This window comes from Rhodococcus sp. P4_F5 (assembly GCF_056401315.1).
The window spans coordinates 1-19,538 of record NZ_JBFUJP010000090.1 but is presented as its reverse complement, the minus strand read 5'-3'; the positions used below and the strand labels follow the sequence as shown (position 1 = coordinate 19,538).

The 19,538-nt window shown below is 70.9% G+C and carries 22 protein-coding genes and 1 pseudogene; 11 read left to right on the top strand and 12 right to left on the bottom strand.

Annotated elements, in window-relative coordinates; genetic code table 11:
• A pseudogene (locus AC1DU4_RS23755) lies at positions 1-646 on the bottom strand (FUSC family protein); the annotation flags it as partial.
• 73 nt (positions 647-719) lie between these two features.
• On the opposite strand from AC1DU4_RS23755, the gene AC1DU4_RS23750 reads away from it, so the two are divergent.
• Positions 720-1,214, top strand: coding sequence for a MarR family winged helix-turn-helix transcriptional regulator (locus AC1DU4_RS23750; protein WP_477844070.1), 495 nt, complete (start codon positions 720-722; stop codon positions 1,212-1,214).
• A 185-nt stretch (positions 1,215-1,399) separates the two neighbouring features.
• Here the strand turns inward: AC1DU4_RS23750 and AC1DU4_RS23745 are convergent, their stop codons facing one another.
• Both AC1DU4_RS23745 and AC1DU4_RS23740 read right to left on the bottom strand, forming a co-directional pair.
• Entirely contained in the window at positions 1,400-1,753 is a 354-nt protein-coding gene (locus tag AC1DU4_RS23745; protein WP_477844068.1) for a TraR/DksA family transcriptional regulator, read from the bottom strand.
• A gap of 52 nt (positions 1,754-1,805) precedes the next feature.
• Positions 1,806-2,201: a PPOX class F420-dependent oxidoreductase gene (locus AC1DU4_RS23740; RefSeq protein ID WP_477844066.1), complete on the bottom strand. Its 396-nt coding sequence runs from the start codon at positions 2,199-2,201 to the stop codon at positions 1,806-1,808.
• 740 nt (positions 2,202-2,941) lie between these two features.
• On the opposite strand from AC1DU4_RS23740, the gene AC1DU4_RS23735 reads away from it, so the two are divergent.
• Both AC1DU4_RS23735 and AC1DU4_RS23730 read left to right on the top strand, forming a co-directional pair.
• Positions 2,942-3,691, top strand: coding sequence for a hypothetical protein (locus AC1DU4_RS23735; RefSeq protein WP_477844065.1), 750 nt, complete (start codon positions 2,942-2,944; stop codon positions 3,689-3,691).
• A gap of 340 nt (positions 3,692-4,031) precedes the next feature.
• On the top strand, positions 4,032-4,727 hold the full coding sequence (locus AC1DU4_RS23730) for a hypothetical protein (RefSeq protein ID WP_477844063.1): 696 nt from the start codon (positions 4,032-4,034) through the stop codon (positions 4,725-4,727).
• Between the two features lie 59 nt (positions 4,728-4,786).
• Here the strand turns inward: AC1DU4_RS23730 and AC1DU4_RS23725 are convergent, their stop codons facing one another.
• The 4 genes from AC1DU4_RS23725 to AC1DU4_RS23710 all read right to left on the bottom strand — a co-directional run bounded on the left by AC1DU4_RS23725 (position 4,787) and on the right by AC1DU4_RS23710 (position 7,974).
• A complete protein-coding gene (locus AC1DU4_RS23725) occupies positions 4,787-5,491 on the bottom strand; it encodes a TMEM165/GDT1 family protein (protein ID WP_477844060.1) in 705 nt (234 codons plus the stop codon).
• Positions 5,492-5,757: 266 nt separating this feature from the next.
• Complete coding sequence (locus AC1DU4_RS23720) at positions 5,758-6,285, bottom strand: peptidase (protein ID WP_477844058.1); 528 nt, start codon at positions 6,283-6,285, stop codon at positions 5,758-5,760.
• Between the two features lie 107 nt (positions 6,286-6,392).
• Entirely contained in the window at positions 6,393-7,250 is an 858-nt protein-coding gene (locus tag AC1DU4_RS23715) for an SMP-30/gluconolactonase/LRE family protein (protein WP_477844056.1), read from the bottom strand.
• Positions 7,251-7,350: 100 nt separating this feature from the next.
• Positions 7,351-7,974: a superoxide dismutase gene (locus tag AC1DU4_RS23710; RefSeq protein ID WP_477844054.1), complete on the bottom strand. Its 624-nt coding sequence runs from the start codon at positions 7,972-7,974 to the stop codon at positions 7,351-7,353.
• A gap of 258 nt (positions 7,975-8,232) precedes the next feature.
• Between AC1DU4_RS23710 and AC1DU4_RS23705 the strand changes: the two genes are divergently transcribed.
• The 3 genes from AC1DU4_RS23705 (at position 8,233) to AC1DU4_RS23695 (ending at position 10,850) form a co-directional block, all read left to right on the top strand.
• Complete coding sequence (locus AC1DU4_RS23705) at positions 8,233-9,450, top strand: acyltransferase family protein (RefSeq protein WP_477844072.1); 1,218 nt, start codon at positions 8,233-8,235, stop codon at positions 9,448-9,450.
• Positions 9,399-10,109: a peptide-methionine (S)-S-oxide reductase MsrA gene (msrA, locus tag AC1DU4_RS23700; protein ID WP_477844052.1), complete on the top strand. Its 711-nt coding sequence runs from the start codon at positions 9,399-9,401 to the stop codon at positions 10,107-10,109. Before AC1DU4_RS23705 ends, msrA begins: the two co-directional genes overlap by 52 nt.
• 144 nt (positions 10,110-10,253) lie before the next feature.
• Complete coding sequence (locus AC1DU4_RS23695; RefSeq protein ID WP_477844050.1) at positions 10,254-10,850, top strand: Rv1733c family protein; 597 nt, start codon at positions 10,254-10,256, stop codon at positions 10,848-10,850.
• Positions 10,851-10,901: 51 nt separating this feature from the next.
• On the opposite strand, the gene AC1DU4_RS23690 is transcribed toward AC1DU4_RS23695, so the two are convergent.
• Positions 10,902-11,831: an LLM class F420-dependent oxidoreductase gene (locus AC1DU4_RS23690; RefSeq protein ID WP_477844049.1), complete on the bottom strand. Its 930-nt coding sequence runs from the start codon at positions 11,829-11,831 to the stop codon at positions 10,902-10,904.
• A 241-nt stretch (positions 11,832-12,072) separates the two neighbouring features.
• On the opposite strand from AC1DU4_RS23690, the gene AC1DU4_RS23685 reads away from it, so the two are divergent.
• The 4 genes from AC1DU4_RS23685 to AC1DU4_RS23670 are packed head-to-tail and all read left to right on the top strand — an operon-like array spanning position 12,073 to position 15,127.
• Positions 12,073-12,417 carry a rhodanese-like domain-containing protein gene (locus AC1DU4_RS23685; RefSeq protein WP_477844047.1) on the top strand — a complete coding sequence of 115 codons (345 nt, stop codon included), beginning with the start codon at positions 12,073-12,075 and terminating at the stop codon, positions 12,415-12,417.
• Positions 12,418-13,428, top strand: a complete 1,011-nt coding sequence (locus AC1DU4_RS23680) for a DUF4328 domain-containing protein (RefSeq protein WP_477844045.1) — start codon at positions 12,418-12,420, stop codon at positions 13,426-13,428. It begins immediately after the preceding gene.
• Positions 13,425-14,189, top strand: a complete 765-nt coding sequence (locus AC1DU4_RS23675) for a glycerophosphodiester phosphodiesterase (protein WP_477844043.1) — start codon at positions 13,425-13,427, stop codon at positions 14,187-14,189. The genes AC1DU4_RS23680 and AC1DU4_RS23675 overlap by 4 nt, the downstream gene beginning before the upstream one ends.
• A 23-nt stretch (positions 14,190-14,212) precedes the next feature.
• Positions 14,213-15,127, top strand: coding sequence for a DUF5926 family protein (locus AC1DU4_RS23670; protein WP_477844041.1), 915 nt, complete (start codon positions 14,213-14,215; stop codon positions 15,125-15,127).
• A gap of 89 nt (positions 15,128-15,216) precedes the next feature.
• On the opposite strand, the gene AC1DU4_RS23665 is transcribed toward AC1DU4_RS23670, so the two are convergent.
• On the bottom strand, positions 15,217-15,675 hold the full coding sequence (locus tag AC1DU4_RS23665) for a carboxymuconolactone decarboxylase family protein (protein WP_477844039.1): 459 nt from the start codon (positions 15,673-15,675) through the stop codon (positions 15,217-15,219).
• Between the two features lie 50 nt (positions 15,676-15,725).
• Here AC1DU4_RS23665 and pdxR point away from each other — a divergent pair, with 50 nt between their 5' ends.
• The gene (pdxR, locus tag AC1DU4_RS23660) at positions 15,726-17,150 is read left to right on the top strand and encodes a MocR-like pyridoxine biosynthesis transcription factor PdxR (protein ID WP_477844037.1); all 1,425 of its coding nucleotides are present in this window, start codon (positions 15,726-15,728) and stop codon (positions 17,148-17,150) included.
• Here the strand turns inward: pdxR and AC1DU4_RS23655 are convergent.
• The 3 genes from AC1DU4_RS23655 to AC1DU4_RS23645 all read right to left on the bottom strand — a co-directional run.
• Positions 17,147-17,695 (bottom strand): ferritin, encoded by a 549-nt coding sequence (locus AC1DU4_RS23655; RefSeq protein WP_072844384.1) that lies wholly within the window; start codon positions 17,693-17,695, stop codon positions 17,147-17,149. The two genes, pdxR and AC1DU4_RS23655, sit on opposite strands and share 4 nt — an antisense overlap.
• 163 nt (positions 17,696-17,858) lie before the next feature.
• Positions 17,859-18,401: a ferritin gene (locus tag AC1DU4_RS23650; protein WP_477844035.1), complete on the bottom strand. Its 543-nt coding sequence runs from the start codon at positions 18,399-18,401 to the stop codon at positions 17,859-17,861.
• 151 nt (positions 18,402-18,552) lie between these two features.
• Positions 18,553-19,538, bottom strand: a 986-nt coding sequence (locus tag AC1DU4_RS23645) for an LCP family protein (RefSeq protein WP_477844033.1), incomplete at its 5' end; no start/stop codon positions are given.

Genomic DNA, 19,538 nt, shown 5'->3' with positions numbered 1-19,538 from the left:
GTCCGGGGCCGTCGAGCCGGGCCACCGCGGCCAGTGCCCGGGCCGTCGCCAGGCGGGCGGCGCCCATCGGCAGGAACGCCGCGGGTGCCAGGGCGGCAGCCCAGCCCACCAGGACGCCGGCGAGGACCGCGACGGTGATCGCCGCCATGTCCGCGGCCGTGTGGGTGTAGCCGACCGCGGCCATGGCGGCGAAGACGAAGATGACCGCGCCCGGGCCGGTGATCCGGAACGCGCCCAGGACCAACGAGGCCAGGCCCGCGGCCGCGGACAGCAGCGCGATCTGCCAGCCCGCGGTGAGGCCGACGGCACCGGCGACGGCCCCGAGGGCGACGAACGAGACCAGGCTGACCCCGACGACGGCCAGCTTCGCGGCCAGCCTCGGGTACGGCTCGTGCCGGGCGAACGCCGAGGTCAGTGCGCCCAGGGCGGCGACCCCGGCCAGTGTGGGTTGCCCGAGCAGGCCGCCCGCGACGAGCGTCACCGCGGCGGCGATCCCGACCCGCACGGAGGGCGCCACGGTGGCGTCGGCGGGACGAACCTCGAGGGCGCCGCGCCAGGCGTGGGCGGACACCGCGTGCGCGAGCGCGTCGCCGGACCGGCGCAGGTGGCCGGGTAGGGCGGTGGGAGTGGTGGGGGAGGCGGGCACCTCCCCAGGGTACATATATTTCACTGGTAAATTAAGTGTGAAATAGAATTGGGCTCGTCGCTACGATGTGCGCATGGGTGCGACCGACGACGACTTCGTGGACCGTGTCCGCGGCGAGTGGGCCCGGGCCTACCCGGACGCGGACCTGTCCCCGGTGGAGGTGATCGGCCGGATCAGCCGGATCGGCGCGCAGGCGCTGGCCCGGCTCGACGACATGCTGGCGCCGAGCGGGGTCACGCGGGCGGAGTTCGACGTGCTGGGGGCGTTGGCCCGCAGCCGACGGCCGCTGCGGGCCAGCGAGGTCACCGCGGTGACGATGGTCAGCGGCGCGGCCACCACCAAGCACGCCGACCGGTTGGTCGCGCAGGGCCTGGTGCGACGCCGGCCGTACGAGCGCGACGGCCGGGTGGTGCTGCTMGAGCTGACCGACGCCGGCCGCGCGCTGGTGGACGAGCAGTTCCCGCGGCGCCTCGAACTGGACCGGCAGCTGCTTGCCGGGCTGGACGACGGCGACCGCGAGACCCTCTCGGCGTTGCTGCGACGGATCTCCGCCGTCGCCGACCGCTGAGCGGGCGAATTTCGGTTTTCGATCCAGGCGGGTGGGCTCGGGTTCACCGCTGCCGGTATCGAACCCCAGGATTGGCCGGTCATGGAGGGCACCGGCTTCGAGGTCCTCGACCCGCCGCTGTCCTGTGGTGCGCCGCCGCCCGGGCCTGGCAATCAGCAATGACTCGAGATGCCGTGGTCGACTGATCACGCACAGGCGATGCAGCGCCGCACGGCGGGTAACGCGTCCAGTCGCTCGTCACTGATCGGGTGGCCGCACTTCTCGCAGACGCCGTAGGCGCCCGCATCGAGGCGGCGCTCGGCGTCGGCGAGTTCGTCGAGGTCCCCGCGCGCCTCGGCGAGCAGCGACGCGGTCTGGGCGCGTTCGAACGCGATGGTCGCGCCCTCCGGGTCGTGCTCGTCGTCGTCGGTGGTCAGGTGCGAGCCCTCGATGATCTCGGCGAGCCGGGCGGTGAGGAAGTCGATGCGGTGCGCGGTCTCGGCGCGGCCGGCGGTGATCCGCTGCCGCGGCGAGACGGTGCCCGATTCGGGAAGCGTCATGCCTGGTTCAACATGGAACCGTACGGTTCCGATACCAGGTACCCGACGGTCGTCAGGGTGCGCGGAAGCCGGTCAGTTCGTAGTGCAGGGTCGGGGTACGCAACACCTTGTGGGCCGCTCGCACGAAGACCCGCTGCAGGACCGGGAACCGGTGGTCGATCGCCCGCGCGGCGGCGTCGGCATCGGCTCCGGACAGCAGCCGCGCAGTGGCCGCGACGGGTTCCGGTCCGGTCGGCTTGCCCGACCACGTGCAGGGCCGCAGACGAACGTCGGGGAAGTTACGCAGCCGCTTGTTCTTCGACGCGCGGCCGGGCGTTCGGAAATAGGCCCGGGACCCGGCCACCGCAATGTTCACCGGGGTGTCGACCCAACTGCCGTCGCGTTTGCGGGTCTGCAGCAACACCACCTTCGCGGCCGCGATCGGGTCCGGGGGCATCGGTTCGGGCATGTCCAACCCTCCCGTGGGCGTCGTCGAGACACTTCCAGTGTCCCCGTTGCGTCCGCCGCGCCAAAGGGCCAGCCGAAGGTCCGATTCCTGACGTGGAGGTCCGCACGGTCAAACTCCTTGCGCCGGAAGGTCTTGAGTTCGTGGGGGCGGAGGTTGCCTCCTGCGACTGGGATGCCCCAGGGAAGCCGCGCTACAAGGTGATCGACGCGGGTCGTCACGGCTTCAGCGGCCTCACGTTCACCGCCAGCACCGTCCCGGATTCGGATGGCAGGGCGGCGAAGGGAAATGCCTGGGTTGCAACCAATTTCGGAGGGTTTGGCAGGTTCAGATACTGGTCGCGCGTGGTTCTGGTTCGAGAATCACCTCCGACGTCGCCGCACAGGGGTGAACGTGGATGTCACGAGTGTCAACCCCCGGAAGGCCTCGAGTTCGCGGATGTGAAGGTCGCCGGTTACCCGCCGGCGGCGGTGGGTCCGGGGTCGATGGTGTCCTGGACTCGGCCGTGTTGGTCGATCCTGTCACCGGGGCAGTGGGGGCGCGACGGCGTGGGCGGCACGGTGGCGAGGCGTGCCCGGGCCAGAGCCCCGGCGGTGTGGTGTTTAACGCTGTGACCTGCGCAGACTGTTCTTCTTGTTCCGCGGCGGTGAGTCGGTTTCGCCCCTAGTCTTGGCGGGCTGTCGGGGCGGGGCGGGGCGGGCGCTGGGTTCGCCGGGTCCCCGGCACGGAGGGAGTTTGTGTCAATGGGTCGACATCTTGTGCGTGCGGGTGGGGCGGTACTCGCGGCACTGAGCATCGTCGTGGGTGGCGTGGTGGCCGGAACCGGTGCGGCGACCGGCGCCGTGGTCGGCGTCGGGAGTTCGGATCAGGGGCCGTGGTGGGCGGACGAGATCCTGCAGAACCTGATTCGCCCCTGCCTGCCGTCGATGGACTGGGGGTTCCCTGACCGCGGGTGTTACGGCAATGGTTTCCGGGACGACGGGATGCTCGGCAACTATCACGGTGTGTACTACGGACCCGAAGAAGTGGACCCGGGGGCCACCACCACGTTCACTGCGGTCGTCGTGGCACAGGAAGCGGCGTTCGAGGTCGCCGCGCCGGCAGAGAACGTCGATGTCACGAGCGTCACTCATCACGTGCCGAGCGGATTCGAGTTCGTCAGTGTGAAGGTGAAGGGCTACACGCCCACAGAGACGCCTCCCGGGCCGACTGTGAACTTCGACTCGACGGTGACGGTGGATCCCGATGGCGGGGAGGTCACCGTCACGGCACCGGCCGGTGGTTGGGCGCTCAATCCGGGTCGGAACGGGGGCAGGTTCGAGGGCGGGAGCCTCGCGCTCGAGTTCACCTACAAGGCTCCCGACGGATTCGTGGCCGACTCGAGCGGATTCACATTCACCGGCACCAACGTTCCCGAGTCCGAGGGATGGGTGGCAGAAGGCGTTACTCGAGTCGTCCCGGGTTCCGGTGGCACGGGCAGTATGGGCTCCTGACGGCTGCCTACCGGTCGAGCGGCTCGCGAGTCTCCTCGGCCGGTAGGGCATCGGTGTCGAGGGACCGTGCCCAGTGGAGGCACCACGCCACGGCGGCGATCGTGAGTCTCGTGCAGCTCCACTCAGCGGCCACCGTCGGCACGTCGCCGATGGGCGACACGGTGGCGAGGCGTGTCTGGGCCGGGGCCCCGGCGGTATGGCGTTTAACGCTGTGAACTGCTGAAACAGTTCTTCTGATTCCGCGGCGGTGAGTCCGTTTCGCCCCTAGTCTGGGCGGGCTGTCGGGGTGGGGGCGGGCGCTGGGTTCGCCGGGTCCCCGGCACGGAGGGAGTTCGTAGCAATGGGTCGACATCTTGTGCGTGCGGGTGGGGCTGTGTTCGCGGCGCTGGCGATCGTCGCGGGTGGTGTGACGGTGGGTGTGGGAGGCGCGGGGGCGGTGTCGACCGGCAGCACCGGGGTCCGGCCGTGTGACCGTTACAGCCCCGGCGACATTGCTTGCGACAGGGACACGTTCTGGGCCGCCGAGCAGCGGGTCGGCGACTTCAGAATGAGCTTCTCCGGTACCGACGAGCTGGTGGTGGGTCAGAATGCCTGGCTGAGCGCCGGTTTCTTTGTCGGGGACGCCGGGACCCAGGCCTCCCTCCCCGATGCCGCGGTAACGAGCGTTACGTTCCATACCCCGAGGGGTTTCGAATTCGTCGGAGTCTCGCTCTACTCCTACACACCCAACTTCTATCCGGAGGCGCCCATCTTGACGAGCCCGGACTCGACCGCGGTGGTGGACCCCGTCACCGGCGATGTCACGGTCACGGCGCCCGCCGGCGGCTGGGCCGTCGCGACAAGGGAGCGCAGCGGCGGAGGCTTCGTCTCCGGCCAGGTCACGGTCCACGCGTCCTTCAAGGCGACCGAACTCGTCGCCGACGGCACCAGCGGGGTCACGTTCACCGGCACCGGCGTCCCGGCGTCGGAGGGGTGGATGGCGACGGGGACCACGCGGGTCATCCCCGTGGATCTCAGTTTCGGCAGCTTGGGTTAGCGGCCGCCGCCGCGTCGCCCACGGGTGACGCGGCGCGGGCGGGCCCGCCGTTGACCTCGCTAACTGTCGAGGGGTTCGCGAGTCCCCTCGGTGGGTACGGCGACTGCCCGCCGGGACCGCACGTAGTGCACCCCGCCGGCCGCCGCGGCGACCGCGAGGATCGACCCGGCGGCGATCGGGCCGACGGGGGACCCGGGGAACAGGCCGTCGAGCAGCAGCATCACGCCGAACACCAGGAACAGCGTCGCGGCGGCGAGCTGGATGAACCGCTCCGGTAGGTGCTTGCCCAGCACGGCGCCGACGACGATCGCGAGGGCGTCGGCGGCGACCATGCCGACCGTCGAGCCGATCCACACGCCCACCCAGTCGTTGTCCGCCGCGAGGGTGATGGTGGCGAGCATCGTCTTGTCGCCGAGTTCGGCCAGGAAGAACGCCGACGCGACCGCCAGGAACGCCGACGTACCGACCCGTGCCGCCTTGTTCTGCTCGTCGTCGGTGAGGCTGTCGCCGCGCAGCGTCCAGGCCGCGAAGCCCACGAACGCGATGCCGCCGACGATGCTGATCAAGTTCGTCGGAAGGGCCGCGCCCAGGTAGTGGCCGACGGCGACCGAGACCAGGTGCACCACCGTGGTCGCCGCGGTGATGGCGCCGATCACGACCCACCACTTGTAGCGCAGCGCGAACGCCATGGCCATCAGCTGGGACTTGTCGCCGAGCTCGGCGACGAAGATGACGCCGAAGCTCAGCAGCAGGGCGGCAAGCACGCGGATCCTCCGTTTCGTTCGATTCGGAGGATGTTGGGGACCTTCCTCCGGCCTCCGACGCGGGTGCGTCGACGGCCGAAGGTCTCGCCCACCGGCAGTGCCGGTTCGGGCAGCCGGGCATTGGCCGATGCTCGGCGCCTGCCAGTATGTCGACTGCTCGATTGGGGGCTACTCCCCTTCGTTGCTGTCGAGCCTACCGGCGACTCTGCGAAACCACAAAGCGCACAACAAGTTTGGGGAGCCGAACTTTGAACTTCCGGGAGGGGTCAGGCGGCGAGCAGCATCGCCAAAACGGCGGTGTCGGGGTCGCAGTTCGGGTCCAGGCTCACCCGGCTGACCATCGAGGTCACGGTGCCGTCGGGCTCGGCCTCCACCCAGGCCGCCCGGTGGTCGAGTCCCAGGTACGGCAGCCCCGGCAGCAGGACGCAGCCCGACGCCGCACCCACGCACTCGGGCAGCGACGGCAGCGTCTCCGACGGCGGGTGCAGCATCAGCAGCGCCGGCGGCTGGTGGTCCGCGAAACAGCCCGGCGTGACCGCGGACTTGCCGATCACCGGACCCGCGGCGACGACCAGGCCGACCATGTCCGGTGCCGGGTTCTCCGGGAGCTCCTCGTGGACACCGAAAACCGTTGAGGTGGAAAGCAATCCGGGCACCGACGCGATGCGCACGGTGAACACCAGCAGCTGCGCCCACTCCTTGGTGGTCTCCGGCCACCGGCCCGAGATGACGAACCCCCGCAACGAACCCGCGGAGTGGAAGGGCGAGACTCCGATGTACTCGTTTCTGCTCATGCCCGCCCCCTCGATCCCGGATCGCGCACCCGGGCCATGCCCGGCTACTTCCAGGATGCGCCGACCGCGGCAACCAGACAACTCGGGCGCCGCGGCGGGGAGATCGGTCAGTACTGTGTCGCCGGCACCTCCACCCGGAGCAGCCGGATCGCACCGGACCGCTCCGCCTCGGCCTCCTCCGGAATCGGGGTCTCGCAGGTGCATACGAACAGGTCACGGCCGTCGGCGCCGCCGAGCGCCACCGCGTGGGAGTCGAACACAACCCGCCGGTCGGTGACGACCCCGGCCGCGTCGACCCGCAGCACCTCGCCGCCCCCGGACGGCGACGCCACCCAGATGCCGTCCTCGGCGTCTATGGCGAGCCCCTCGGGGGCGATGCCGGTCTCGAACTCGGCCAGCACCCGGCGCTGGGCGAGGCTGCTGTCGGGTTCGACGGTGAACGCGGTCAGGCGTCCCGGTGTCGAGCGGGTCTCCGCGACCACCAGGGTGCCGCCGTCGGCGGTCACGACCATGCCACTGGCGAGCATCATGTCGGTGGCGACCGCGTGCACGGTGCCGTCGGGCTCGACCATCGCGAGGTCGGCGGGCCGCGGCGGGGCCGGGGGAGTGCTGTCGTCGCCGCTGTTGCCCACGTACGCGCGGCCGCGGCGGTCCACGCACATGTCGGTGAGGTGCCAGACGGCGATGCCGGAGAGGTCGGCGTAGACGGACAGCGCGCCGCCGGGGTCCCGGCACAGCACCAGCCGGTCGCGGGTGGAGGCGATCAGGAGGCGGCCGTCGGGCAGGAATCCCAGTCCCGCGGGGCGGCCGGGAACCTCGGCCACGGTGTTCAGGGCGCCGGTGGCGGGGTCGTACGCGAGCACTTCGCCGGCGTGGGTGTCGGAGAACCACAGGTGGCCCTCGTGCCACCGCGCGCCCTCGGGGAACGTGAGTCCTTCGACGAGTGTGTCCGCGGTCACAGTCACGCTCTCAACAATACGACCACGGCGGCCAAACGGCCCCACCGGAAACGACTCCGCCGCGACCCGGACGAGCGGGACGCGGCGGAGTCGGTGACGGCTGTGACTAGACGATCAGACCGGCGGTCTGGGTGCGGGCGCGGTCGAAGCGCGCGGACACGTCGGCCCAGTTCACGATGTTCCAGAAGGCGTTGACGTAGTCGCCCTTGACGTTCTGGTAGTCGAGGTAGAAGGCGTGCTCCCACATGTCGAGYATGAGCAGCGGGGTCAGGCCGATGGAGATGTTGCCCTGCTGGTCGTACAGCTGGACGATGATCAGCCGCTGGGCGATGGAGTCCCAGGCCAGGATGGACCAGCCGGAGCCCTGGATGGCGTTGGCGTTGGCCGAGAAGTGGCTGCGGAACGCGTCGAAGCTGCCGAACTGGTCCTCGATCGCGGCGGCCAGCTCGCCCTCCGGCTTGTCGCCACCCTCGGGGGAGAGGTTGTTCCAGAACACCGAGTGGTTGGTGTGGCCGCCGAGGTGGAACGCCAGGTTCTTCTCGTGCAGGTTCACGACGGGCGCGAGCGTGTCGGACGCGCGCAGCTCCGCCAGCTTCTCGAGGGCCGCGTTGGCGCCGGCGACGTAGGCCGCGTGATGCTTGCTGTGGTGCAGCTCCATGATCTTCGCGGAGATGTGCGGCTCGAGTGCCGCGTAGTCGTAGGGCAGTTCAGGCAGCGAGTAGACAGACACGGGGGTCCCTTCCTTACGGGCGCGCGAACGCCCGGTGTGTACCTTGCTTTGGTGCTTCTGGGTTGTAACCCAATCCCATTCGTACACCGTCCGCAACCGCCGCCCGCGGTCGGGAGCACCCGTGCGGCGGCGTCGGGGCCGGTCAGTGACGCGGGAGGCATCGTCCGGGATTCGTCCAAGAGATGAACGGAACCTTAAACTCTGGCGGTGCCCCGACAGCAACAGGTTCTCGCGACGGCGCCCGCGCCGGCCTCGCGGATCAACTTCGGGGGCGCAAACCTTCTTCGGGCCCTGGCGGTCCTCGCCGTCCTCTACTCGCACATCTCGCTGTACCTCATCGACGACCTTGGCACCGGCTGGTGGCTGATCGACGTCGTCTACGAGACCCTGGTCGACGACGGCGGGCTCAACCAGCACCTGTCCTTCCTGGGCGTCGCGGTCTTCATGATGCTGACCGGTCTGATGCTCACGGCCTCGGCGGCCCGGCAGACCCCCGGCCGTTTCCTGTTCAACCGGGTCGGTCGGCTGCTGCCCGGGCTGTGGGTCGCGATCGCGCTGGCGGTGCTGCTGGTGCGGCTCGGCGTCAACGGCATGTTCAGCCCCCAGGACACGGTCACCAACTCGCAGGTGGCACTGAGCTTCGTGCTCGGCGGCTTCTTCCTCAAGCCCGAGGTCGCGGTGCTGGGCGTGGTCTGGACGCTGGTGGTGCAGGTGATCTTCTACCTCTACCTCGCCGCCGCCCGCCCGCTGCTGCGCGCCGTCCCAGTCGCGGTCCCGATCCTCGGCTCGGCGCTCTGCGCGCTGGTCCTGCTCTACAACCAGTTCGTGCCGCAGCCGTACTCGGTGCCGATGCTCGGCAAGGTCGCGGCCACCCTGCCTGCGCTGTTCATCGGGCAGATCATCTACCTGGGCTGGGCGCGGCTGGCGTCGTGGCGCTGGGTGGTGGTGGCGATGATCGCGCAGTTCGAGGTGGTGCGCCTGGCCACCGACATCCGGGTGTACTGGTCGGGCGACCGCTACCTGTGGACGATCGTGGTGGTCACGGCCGCGGTGCTGGCCCTGGCCCGGTTCGACGGGGCGGCGGGGCGGTGGCCGGTGGTGCGCTGGGTTGCCACCCGCAGCTACGCCATCTACCTGCTGCACACCCTGATCCTGTACCGGGTCTACGAGCTCACCGTGGGGCACGTGGGCAAGACCGGCGCGGTGCTGGCGTTCCTGCTGGTGACCGCGCTGGCGTCCGAGGCGATGTACCGGTTCGTGGAGGTGCCCGGCGGGCGTTGGGTGGGCGACCTCGCCGCCCGGATCTGGGGTCCGCGGTCGGCGACCGCCGCGGCGGCCGGTCCCGAGCCGTCGGCGGGCCTCGAGTTGTCCGTCGGCGGCGAATCGTCCGGGGACGCCCGGCCGACCGCGAGTAACATCGCAGCATGTCCTGGTATGACGACATCCTCAGCCACGCGTCCGCAAAATCCCACCTGATCTCCGCGGACCAGGCGCTGCCCGGTCGGCAGGATCCGATGCCGGTACCCGACGCACACTTCGTCAACGGTCACCCGCTGGTGCCCCCGTTCCCGGCCGGCATGCAGACCGCGGTGGTCGGGATGGGCTGCTTCTGGGGCGCGGAGAAGGAGTTCTGGCAGCTCGCCGGGGTGTACAGCACCGCCGTCGGGTACGCGGGCGGTTACACGCCGAACCCGACCTACGAGGAGGTCTGCTCGGGGCGGACCGGGCACACCGAGGTGGTGCTGGTGGTGTTCGACCCGAAGGTGATCTCCTACGCGGGGGTGCTCGCGCACTTCTGGGAGAACCACGACCCGACCCAGGGCATGCGGCAGGGGAACGACCAGGGCACCCAGTACCGGTCGGCGATCTTCACCGCCGACGAGTCGCAGGCGTCGACCGCGCGCGCGACGGCCGAGGTCTTCGGGGCGCGGCTGTCCGAGGCGGGATACCGGGCGATCACCACGGAGATCGAGCCGCTCGGCACGTTCTACTACGCCGAGGGCTATCACCAGCAGTACCTGGGAAAGAACCCCGGCGGCTACTGCCCCGTCCATGCGACGGGCGTCAGCTGCCCGGTCGGGTTGCTGCCCCAGGACGAGGTGCCGGCGCAGACGGACGTCCTGCCGCCGCAGTGACCCGAGCCCGACATACTCGATCCGTTCCGACTCCGCACGAAATGTGACGGTGCCCGCAGGTACTTGATCTTGGTCTCACCACGTACGACTGTGGACGACAGGAGTCCCCGTCGGGGCAGTGTCCAGAGGTGAGGGCCGGGTCGGATGTCGCAGGTGGTGCACGGGAGGCTGTCACTGGCCCTGGTCATGCTGCGGCGCGAACCCGGTTCGCTGGTCCGGCGCTCGGACCGGCTCGAGGCGGCGCTCACGGTCGGACTGGTGATGCTGGGGATCGTGCTGGTCCCGGTGGCCGTGTGGCTCGGTGTCCGAACCGACGAGAGTCAGAGCGCGTTGGCGCGGCAGCAGGCGCACGACCTGCGCCAGGTCACTGCCACCACCCTCGAGGACGCGACCGGCTGGCGGGCGGGCGCGGACCTCGACGCGGCCTCGCTCGGCACCGTCCCGGCGACGTGGGACTGGCGTGAGGGCACGCATCGCGGCGACCTCACGGTGCCCGCGGGCACGGCCGTGGGCTCGCCGGTCGACATCTGGGTCGACCGGTCGGGCGCACGGGCGGCGGAGCCGGTCACCGAGGCCGGTGCCGCCATCTCCGCGGTGACCGTCGCGGTGTTCAGCTGGGTGATGGTGATGCTGCTGGCCGGGGCCGGCGTGGCGATCGGGAACGGCATGCTGAACCGCCGCCGCGACCTGCAGTGGACCCGGCAGCTGGCACTCTTCCTGGGCGACGCCCCCGCTCACTGACGCCCCGCCCACTGACGCCTCCGCCGACCGACGAGCGGGGGCGCCTCGGTTTCAGCGCAGCTGGGGAAGCACCTCGGTGGCCACCAGCTCCAGGTGGTCCAGGTCGTCGAGGTCGAGGGTCTGCAGGTAGATGCGGGTCGCGCCGAGCTCGCCGTACCGGCCGATCTTGTCGACGAGTTCCGCGGGCGAGCCGGCGGCCCCGTTCTCGCGCAGCTCGGCCACCTCGCGTCCGATCCGCCCGGCCCGTGCGGTGACCTCCGCCTCGGTGCGGCCGCAGCACAGCACCAGGGCGTTGGAGTAGACCAGGTCGGCCGGGTCGCGGTCGACGGCACGGCAGGCCTGACGCACCCGCTCGAACTGGGTCGCGGAGTCCTCCACCGAGGCGAACGGCAGGTTGAACTCGTCGGCGTAGCGCGCGGCCAGCGCGGGGGTGCGCCTCTTGCCGAGGCCGCCCATCACGATCGGCGGCCCCCCGGGGTGGTGCGGCTTGGGCAGGGCGGGCGAGTCCAGGATGCGGTGGTGCGCGCCGTCGTAGGAGAACTTCTCGCCGACCGGCGTGCGCCACATGCCGGTGACCACGGCGAGGGTCTCCTCGAGCTTGTCGAAGCGTTCCCTGACGCCGGGGAACGGGATGCCGTAGGCGAGGTGTTCCTCCTCGTACCAGCCGGCGCCGAGACCGAACTCGACGCGGCCGCCGCTCATCGCGTCGACCTGTGCGACGGACACCGCCAGCGGACCCGGGTGCCGGAAGGTGGCGGAGGTGACGAGTGTGCCGAGCCGGATGGTCGAGGTCTCGCGGGCGAGCCCGGCGAGGGTGATCCAGGCGTCGGTGGGCCCGGGCAGGCCGTCGACGTTCATCGCCAGGTAGTGGTCGGACCGGAAGAACGCCCCGTACCCGAGCTGTTCGGCCGCCTGCGCGACCCGTAGCAACTGCTCGTAGGTGGCGCCCTGCTGTGGTTCGGTGAAAATTCTCAGCTCCATGCCGTCCAGGGTGCCGCACGCCGGTGGTCCCCACCCATTTTCGTAGGGTTGTGCACTATCTGTGGACAAGCCTGTGGAAACTGTGGATAACTCGGTGGACAACTTGTGGCCTGGGTCACATTTCGACTAAATGCCGTGGTAGGCCCTGTGGATATCGCCGTCCGGGGTTGATCCCCAGGGTGTGCACAACCTTCTCGGAGTCGGCCGCCGCGGCCGCCGCGAACGTGACAAGATCGACCATGTGAGCTTTGGTGACGTGCCCTCTGTCGAGGTGGGCGAGGTGCCCGCGGATCCGTACGACGCCGCCGTCCTGTTGGACGTGCGCGAGGACTACGAGTGGGCGGACGGTCATGCGCCCGGCGCGTTGCACATCCCGATGCTCGACGTCCCCGCCCGGCTGGACGAGATCGACATCGACGCCGAGGTGTACGTGGTGTGCCGGCAGGGCGGACGGTCGATCCAGGTGGTCACGTACCTCAACCAGATCGGCTACGACGCCGTGAACGTCTCCGGCGGGATGGTCGCCTGGCAGCACACCGGGCGGCCGCTGACCGCGGACGACGGCCGCTCGGCGAAGATCTACTAGATGAGCGCCGTCCAGGTCTGTGTCCGGTGCGCTGCCCGATGGCCGGTGGCCGGCCGGCCGTCGCAGTGGTGCCCGCGCTGCCACGGGGTGCTGCTCTCCCCGACCGACCCGGCCCGCCCCGAGCCGCCGTCGCGGCGCAACTTCCGCTGGGTCGCCCGCCGTCCCGGCGCCGGGGCCCGACGACCCGCGGCGGGGGCCGGGCAGGGGGCGGCCGACCCCTCGCCGCGGTCGTACCGTGAGATGCCCCGGTGGGGCCTGCTGGACCCGCCGCCCGCCGAGCCCGAGGAGCCCGGGTACGGGCGTCAGGAGCGGATGGCCGACCTGGCCCCGACGCTGCTCGTCACCGCCGCCGTGCTGTTCGCGGTGGCCGCCCTGGCCGAGCTCTTCCGGTACGGCCTGCTGCTGCGCAACCGGACCACCCTGATCGACCCGACCGTCCTCGCGGTGTCGGACGGACTGGTCGGCGCGGCCGGCGTGATGGCGCCGCTGCTGGCGCTGGCCGCGGCCGCGGCCTCGGTGGCGTGGTTGCTGCGGACCCGTGCCGCCGGTTACGCCGCGGCCGGTCGGAGCGATCCGCGTCGGCCCGCGGCGGTGGTCGTCGGCTGCCTGGTGCCCGGGGTGAATCTGGTGCTGCCCGGGGTGTACCTGCACGAGATCGCCGACCGGAACCCGAAGACGCGGAACCTGATTCGGCTGTGGTGGGGGCTGTGGGCGAGCAGCGGCGTGCTGCTGGCGGTGAACCTGGTGTGGCGGTCGCACGACTCCGTGCAGGCGCAGGCCAACGGGGTGCTGCTGGCCGCACTCGGTGACGTGGTGGCCGTCGCGGTCGCGGTCGCGACGCTGGCGGTGATGCGCCGCGTGGACGGGCTCGGTCTCACCGGGCGGCCGCGGGCCCTGACCCGCTGGGTGGTCGCGGTGCCCGAGGCGTCGCCGGCCGAGAGTGTCGCGGCGCCGGACGATGCACCACCCGTCGCGGCCGAACCGGTCCCGGCGGAAGCGGGCGCGCGGTGAGCCCGGACCGGCGTGGCCCCCTCGTCGTCGCGCACCGCGGCGCGTCGGCCGCCCGGCCGGAGCACACCCTCGCCGCGTACGAACTCGCCCTCGAGCAGGGCGCCGACGGGCTCGAGTGCGACGTCCGGCTCACCCGGGACGGCCACCTCGTGTGCGTGCACGACCGCCGGGTGGACCGCACCTCCTCCGGCACCGGGCTGGTCAGTGAGATGACGCTGCAGCACCTCAACGCGCTGGACTTCGGCACCGACGGCGAACCCGCCGGGCTGCTGACCCTCGCGGAGCTGATCACCCTGGTCCTCGACTTCCGCGACCGGCCGACCAAGCTGTTCATCGAGACCAAGCACCCGGTCCGGTACGGGGGCCTGGTGGAGAGCAAGCTGCTGGCCGAGCTGTCCCGGTTCGGGCTGTCCGCGCCCGCGTCGGCGAGCCACTCGCGGGCCGTGGTGATGTCCTTCTCGGCGAGTGCGGTGTGGCGGGTCCGGCGGGCGGCGCCGCTGCTGCCGACGGTGCTGCTCGGCGAGTCGTCGCGCTACCTGGGCGGCGGCGCGGCGACCACCGTCGGCGCCACCGCCGTCGGGCCGTCGATCAAGTCCCTGCGCGAACACCCCGAGTTGGTGGACCGGGCCGCGGCGTCGGGCCGGGCCACCTACTGCTGGACCGTCGACGAGCGCGAGGACGTGGAATTGTGCCGCGACCTCGGGGTCGGCTGGATCGCCACCAACCATCCGGGCCGTACCAAGGAGTGGCTCGCGCGGTAACACGGGCGTGTAGGTTTCCGGACGTGGGTAAGAGCAAAAGAAACAGTGGTCCGAAGCCCGACAGCAACCGCGCGGCCAAGCTCGCCGAGCGGCGCGCCGCCCAGGAGAGCGCCGCGGCGACAGTGGTGTCCCGGCCGTTCGAGGGCCTGGCCGCCGAGTGCGATCTCGTCGCGATGCGCGAGTTCGTCCCGTCCGCGACCGCGCCGTTGCCGATGACCGGTGCCGACCGCGCCGTCGTGGTCGCGACCGTGCTGCCCGGCGCCGTCGCRGCCCTGGTCCGGGACGAGACGGACTCCGCCACCGGCTTCGTCGGCATGCAGGTGCAGGCGCACTCCGCGGACCTCGGGGCCGACCTCGTGGCCRCCGCGTCGTGGGCGGCCACCGCCACTCCCGGCGAGTCGCTCACCGCCGCGACCGTCGGCGCCGACGGCCCGCGCCTGGCCGACGTGATCGATGCGGGCGCGGCCCTCGACATCACCGTGTACCAGGACTTCAACTGGTGGATCCCGGAGGGCGTCACGCCGGCACCGGAGGTCGCCGCGACCGTCGAGCGGGCCAACGAGGTGATCATGCCGTCCGCGCGTCTCGACGCCGACGGCGTGGTCGCGGCCTGGTGGGTCGACGCCGGCGAGAAGGCCCACCTGCGCTGGGTGCGCCCCGAGGACGAGGACCAGCTGATGCTGGCGCTGGCCCGGGTGCACGCGTCCGGCGGACTGCACCTCGGTGAGGGCTCGCGCTACGCGGGTTCGTTCCGGACGCACGGCCTGCTGGTGCCGGTGTTCGACCTCGACCGCGAGAAGCACGCCCAGGAATGGGCCCCGGCCACCGCGGAACTCGGCGACCGCCTCGCGCAGGCGCTGGCCGTCGACGCCCCGCTGACCTCGGAGGAGCGGCGCAGCCGCGACGGCCTGCGCGGTCGCCAGATCACGCTCCGCTGACCCGACACCACGAAAGCCCGACGGGCGCCGCTACGTCCTCCGACGCGCGGCGCCCGTCGTGCTTTCCGCACGGTGCCGTCAGACCGCCCTCAGCGGATCGGGGGCGTGCGCCGGGTGGTGACCGCGATCCGGTTCCAGGCGTTGATGGACAGGACGAGGCCGATCAGCTGGGCGAGCTCGGCGTCGTCGAAGTGCGCCGCGGCCCGGTTGTAGACGTCGTCGGGCACGAAGCCGTCCGTCAGGACCGTCACGGCCTCGGTCAGGGCGAGCGCGGCCCGCTCCTGCTCCGTGTACAGGCCCGGCATCTCCTCCCACGCGTTGAGGAGGTAGAGCTTCTGCTCGCTGACGCCGACCTTCCGGGCGTCCGCGGTGTGCATGTCGATGCACCACGCGCAGTGGTTGATCTGGGAGGCGCGGGTGACCACCAGCTCGGCGAGGACCGGGTCGACGCCCTTCCTGGCCGCGGCGTCCAGGGCGATCATCGCCTGGTAGACCTCGGGGGCGTTCTTGAAGAAGTTGACTCGCTGCGGGTGCTCGGGTGTGGTCATGGATTCGACTGTAGGCGCGGAATGGTCCGTCCGAATGGTTCAATCTGGGAGTGAACTCGTGGGCCAATTCCGGGCTGGACCTGCATCTGGACCTCCGCGGCCGGGGCGGCGTGCGGTCCGCGCTGACCGCCGCCCTCCGCGAGGGCATCAGGTCGGGCCGGCTGGCTCCGGGAGCCGCGCTGCCACCGTCGCGAGCCCTGGCCGCGGACCTCGGGGTCGCCCGTAACACGGTGGCGGACGCGTACACGGAACTCGTTGCCGAGGGCTGGCTCACCGCCCGGCAGGGCTCGGGCACCCGGGTGGCACCGCGCGCGGTCACCACGGCGGCCGGGGGGACACGCCGACCTGTCGCGGCCCCGTCGCCCGTGCACAACCTGATGCCGGGCTCGCCCGACCCCGCCTCGTTTCCCCGCGCCGCCTGGATCGCCTCCACCCGGCGTGCGCTGACCGCGGCGCCGAGCGAGGCATTCGGCCCGGGCGATCCCCGGGGCCGCCCGGAGTTGCGAATTGCCTTGGCGGACTACCTGTCCCGGGCGCGCGGGGTGCGGGCAGACCCCGACCGGATAGTCGTGTGTGCGGGCACCGCCCACGCGCTGACGTTGATCGGGTCCGTGCTGGCCCGGTCACCTGCGGTGGTGCGGGCCGGGTCGGGCACGGTCGCCGTCGAGTCGTACGGGCTGCACGTGCACCGCGGCCTGCTCGCCGAGGCGGGCCTGCGCACGGTGCCGTTGACCGTGGACGAGAACGGGGCCAGAGTCGGGGAACTGGTATCGTCGGGGGCGGCCGCGGTGCTGCTCACCCCGGCCCACCAGTTCCCGATCGGCGGGCCGCTGCACCCGGAACGTCGTGCGGCGGTGATGGACTGGGCGCGCACCGTCGACGGGCTGGTGCTCGAGGACGACTACGACGGGGAGTTCCGGTACGACCGGCAGCCGGTGGGCGCGATGCAGGATCTCGACCCCGACCGGGTGGCGTACCTCGGTTCGGTCAGCAAGAGCCTGTCGCCGGCGTTGCGACTGGGCTGGATGGTGCTGCCCGACCGGCTCGTGGACCGGGTGGTCGAGGCCAAGGGCGTCTGGGAGCGGTGGGTGAGCGTGCCGGACCAGTTGGCGGTCGCCGACTTCCTGGCGAGCGGCGCCTACGACCGGCAGGTCCGGCTGATGCGGACACGCTATCGCGGTCGCCGCGACCGGCTGGTGGCGATGCTCACGGAACGGGCGCCGGCGGTGCGGCTGTCGGGCATCGCGGCCGGGTTGCACGCCGTCGTCGACCTGCCGCCGGGCAGCGAGCGGCGCGTGCTGGCGGCCGCGGCCGCGGCGGGCCTCGCGTTGGGGCCACTGTCGCAACTGCGGCACCCGGACGCCACCACCCCGCCGCGGGACGGGGTGGTGGTCGGCTACGGCGCGTCACCGGAGAACGCATTCGCGAGCGCCCTCGAGGTGCTGTGCCGGGTGCTGGTGGCGGCCGGGGTCTAGATCGTGCCGCCGGCGGCGGACGGCGCGCCGGCCGCGTCCTTCGGGCTGCTCATCTCGCGGGCGACGAAGTTCTCGAGGTCGAACAGGTTGCTGCCGGCGCGGTCCGCGATGGCGAGCAGGGTGGTCATCGAGGCGACCTCCTCGACCTGCTCCTTGAGGAACCACTGCATGAACTGCTCGCCGAGGTAGTCGCCCTCCTCGCGGGCGGTGCTCGCGAGCTGGATGATCTGCTCGGTGACCGCCCGCTCCTGCTGCAGGGCCAGCGCGATCGGCTCGCGGGTGTCCGCGAACCGCGACTTGGCGTTGTCGACGCCCGTCATTTCCACCGTGATTTCCCGGTCCAGGAAGTACTGGACGATCATCATCGCGTGATTGCGTTCCTCCACCGCCTGCGAGTAGAAATGCTTGGCGAGCTGAGGCAGATCCGAATTGTCGTAGTAAACCGCGGTCGCGATGTACTGGTGCGACGCGTTGAATTCGTTGCGAATCTGGTCGTGGAGCAACGCGTGGAACTTGGACCGGTCAGTCTCTGTGGAATTCGCCATCGGGCGACGATATAGCTGGTCAGGGCGAAGTGTCATCCAAGTCGAACCTTATTGAGGGAAGTATTCCCTAATTAAGTTCGTCCTTAATTAAGTGAGCCTTATTTGTGGGCGATTCGAATGACGTCGCCTGGTCAGGCCGCTGTCGCCTCGACTTCGCGAGGGGTCAGATGCCGCCGCCGGCGGGCCGCGGTGCCATGCCGTCCTTCGGCGGGGTCGAGTTCATCTCGCGGGCGACGAATTCCTCGACGTTGAACAGGTTGTCGCCCGCCCGGTCGACGATGGCGAGCAGGGTGGTCATCGAGGCGACCTCCTCGACCTGCTCCTTGAGGAACCACTGCATGAACTGTTCGCCGAGGTAGTCGCCGGTGTCGCGGGCGGTGCGCGCGAGCTTGGTGACCTGGTCGGTGACGCCGCGCTCCTGGTGCAGCGCGAGTTCGACCGGCTCCCGGACCGAGCTGAAGTCGGTGACCACCTCGTCGATCCCGGGGATCTTGATCTCGAGGTCGTTGTCGAGGAGGTACTGGATCATCATCATCGCGTGGTTGCGTTCTTCGGTCGCCTGCTTGTAGAAGCGCCCGGCGAGCTGAGGGAGGTCATTTCCGTCGAAGTACACCGCGACCGCTACGTACTGCTGCGAGGCCGTGAATTCGTTGCGAATCTGTTCGCGGAGGAGATCGTGGAATTCGCTGCGCTCTCGGGTGGTCATGGCGCACAGATTACCGCCGGACGGCCGCCCGTCGGTGGACCGGTCGCGGAAGGTGGTGCACGCCACCGCGTCCCGGCCGAGGGGACGACCGGCGCCGCGATCGCGGTTCCGGTGGGTGGGACGGGCGCGTGATGGGCCGCGGCCAACGACCTCAGGGGCCCGACGTCAGCAGTTCGGGCGGGACCGGCTGGTCGTTCGCGAGGGCCTCGAAGAACTGCGACGCCCGCGCGCGGTCCCACAGCAGCACATTGCCGGAGCCGTCGACGTCCTCGAACCCGCCGACCGGAACGGTGGTGGTGACCAGGTCGCCGCGCATCGCCCAGGCCAGGCCGCCCAGGTTCCACAGGTGGTCGCCGTCGTCGACCTGAAACGAACCGGCGGTCTCGGTCACCATCGGCCACAGTCGCAGCGGGTTGAGCAGGGTGGTCAGCCCGGTGGCCTTCTTCAGCAGCGCCGCCATGAACAGCCGCTGGTTGTTCATCCGGTCCAGGTCGGCCAGTGGCGTCGCGCGACTGCGCACGAAACCGAGCGCCTCGGCGCCGGTCAGGTCCTGGCAGCCGGCCTGCAGGTTGATCCCGGCGAGCGGGTCGTCGATCGGGTACGGCACGCACAGGTTCACCCCGCCCAGGGCGTCGACGATGCCGGCGAATCCGCCGAAGCCGATCTCCGCGTAGTGGTCCATCCGCAGCCCGGTGGCCTCCTCGACGGTCTGGACCAGCAGCTGCGGTCCGCCGAGAGAGAACGACGCGTTGATCTTGTCGCGGCCGTACCCGGGGATCGGCACGTAGGAGTCACGCGGGAGGGACACCATCGTCGCGGCCCCACTCTCGGGGATGTGCACCATCATGATCGTGTCGGTGCGGCTGCCGCCCAGTTCCGGGCTCTCGCCGCCGGTGGCGAGCTGCTGTTCCTGTTCGGGGGTCAGGCCGGCCCGGCTGTCGGAGCCGACGAGCAGCCAGTTGGTGCCCGGGGTGTCGGYGATCCGACCCGGGTAGTCGGCGAGTGCGTCGATCCGGTTCAGCCCGCGGTCGAGGTAGAGCACGGAACCGCCGACGAGCACCACCAGGGCCAGCAGGACGAGGCCGATGCGGCGCCCCCACTGCGGCGGCCGCCGGCGGGACCGCGCGGGGTTCTGCG

What these genes read in the sequence shown, in the direction of transcription:
- AC1DU4_RS23745 (WP_477844068.1), bottom strand. Translation starts at nt 1,753, where the DNA reads ATGACGCTTCCCGAATCGGGCACCGTCTCGCCGCGGCAGCGGATCACC.
- AC1DU4_RS23730 (WP_477844063.1), top strand. Translation starts at nt 4,032, where the DNA reads ATGGGTCGACATCTTGTGCGTGCGGGTGGGGCTGTGTTCGCGGCGCTG.
- AC1DU4_RS23695 (WP_477844050.1), top strand. Translation starts at nt 10,254, where the DNA reads ATGTCGCAGGTGGTGCACGGGAGGCTGTCACTGGCCCTGGTCATGCTG.
- AC1DU4_RS23740 (WP_477844066.1), bottom strand. Translation starts at nt 2,201, where the DNA reads ATGCCCGAACCGATGCCCCCGGACCCGATCGCGGCCGCGAAGGTGGTG.
- AC1DU4_RS23650 (WP_477844035.1), bottom strand. Translation starts at nt 18,401, where the DNA reads ATGACCACCCGAGAGCGCAGCGAATTCCACGATCTCCTCCGCGAACAG.
- AC1DU4_RS23680 (WP_477844045.1), top strand. Translation starts at nt 12,418, where the DNA reads ATGAGCGCCGTCCAGGTCTGTGTCCGGTGCGCTGCCCGATGGCCGGTG.
- AC1DU4_RS23655 (WP_072844384.1), bottom strand. Translation starts at nt 17,695, where the DNA reads ATGGCGAATTCCACAGAGACTGACCGGTCCAAGTTCCACGCGTTGCTC.
- msrA (WP_477844052.1), top strand. Translation starts at nt 9,399, where the DNA reads ATGTCCTGGTATGACGACATCCTCAGCCACGCGTCCGCAAAATCCCAC.
- AC1DU4_RS23735 (WP_477844065.1), top strand. Translation starts at nt 2,942, where the DNA reads ATGGGTCGACATCTTGTGCGTGCGGGTGGGGCGGTACTCGCGGCACTG.
- AC1DU4_RS23720 (WP_477844058.1), bottom strand. Translation starts at nt 6,285, where the DNA reads ATGAGCAGAAACGAGTACATCGGAGTCTCGCCCTTCCACTCCGCGGGT.
- AC1DU4_RS23690 (WP_477844049.1), bottom strand. Translation starts at nt 11,831, where the DNA reads ATGGAGCTGAGAATTTTCACCGAACCACAGCAGGGCGCCACCTACGAG.
- AC1DU4_RS23665 (WP_477844039.1), bottom strand. Translation starts at nt 15,675, where the DNA reads ATGACCACACCCGAGCACCCGCAGCGAGTCAACTTCTTCAAGAACGCC.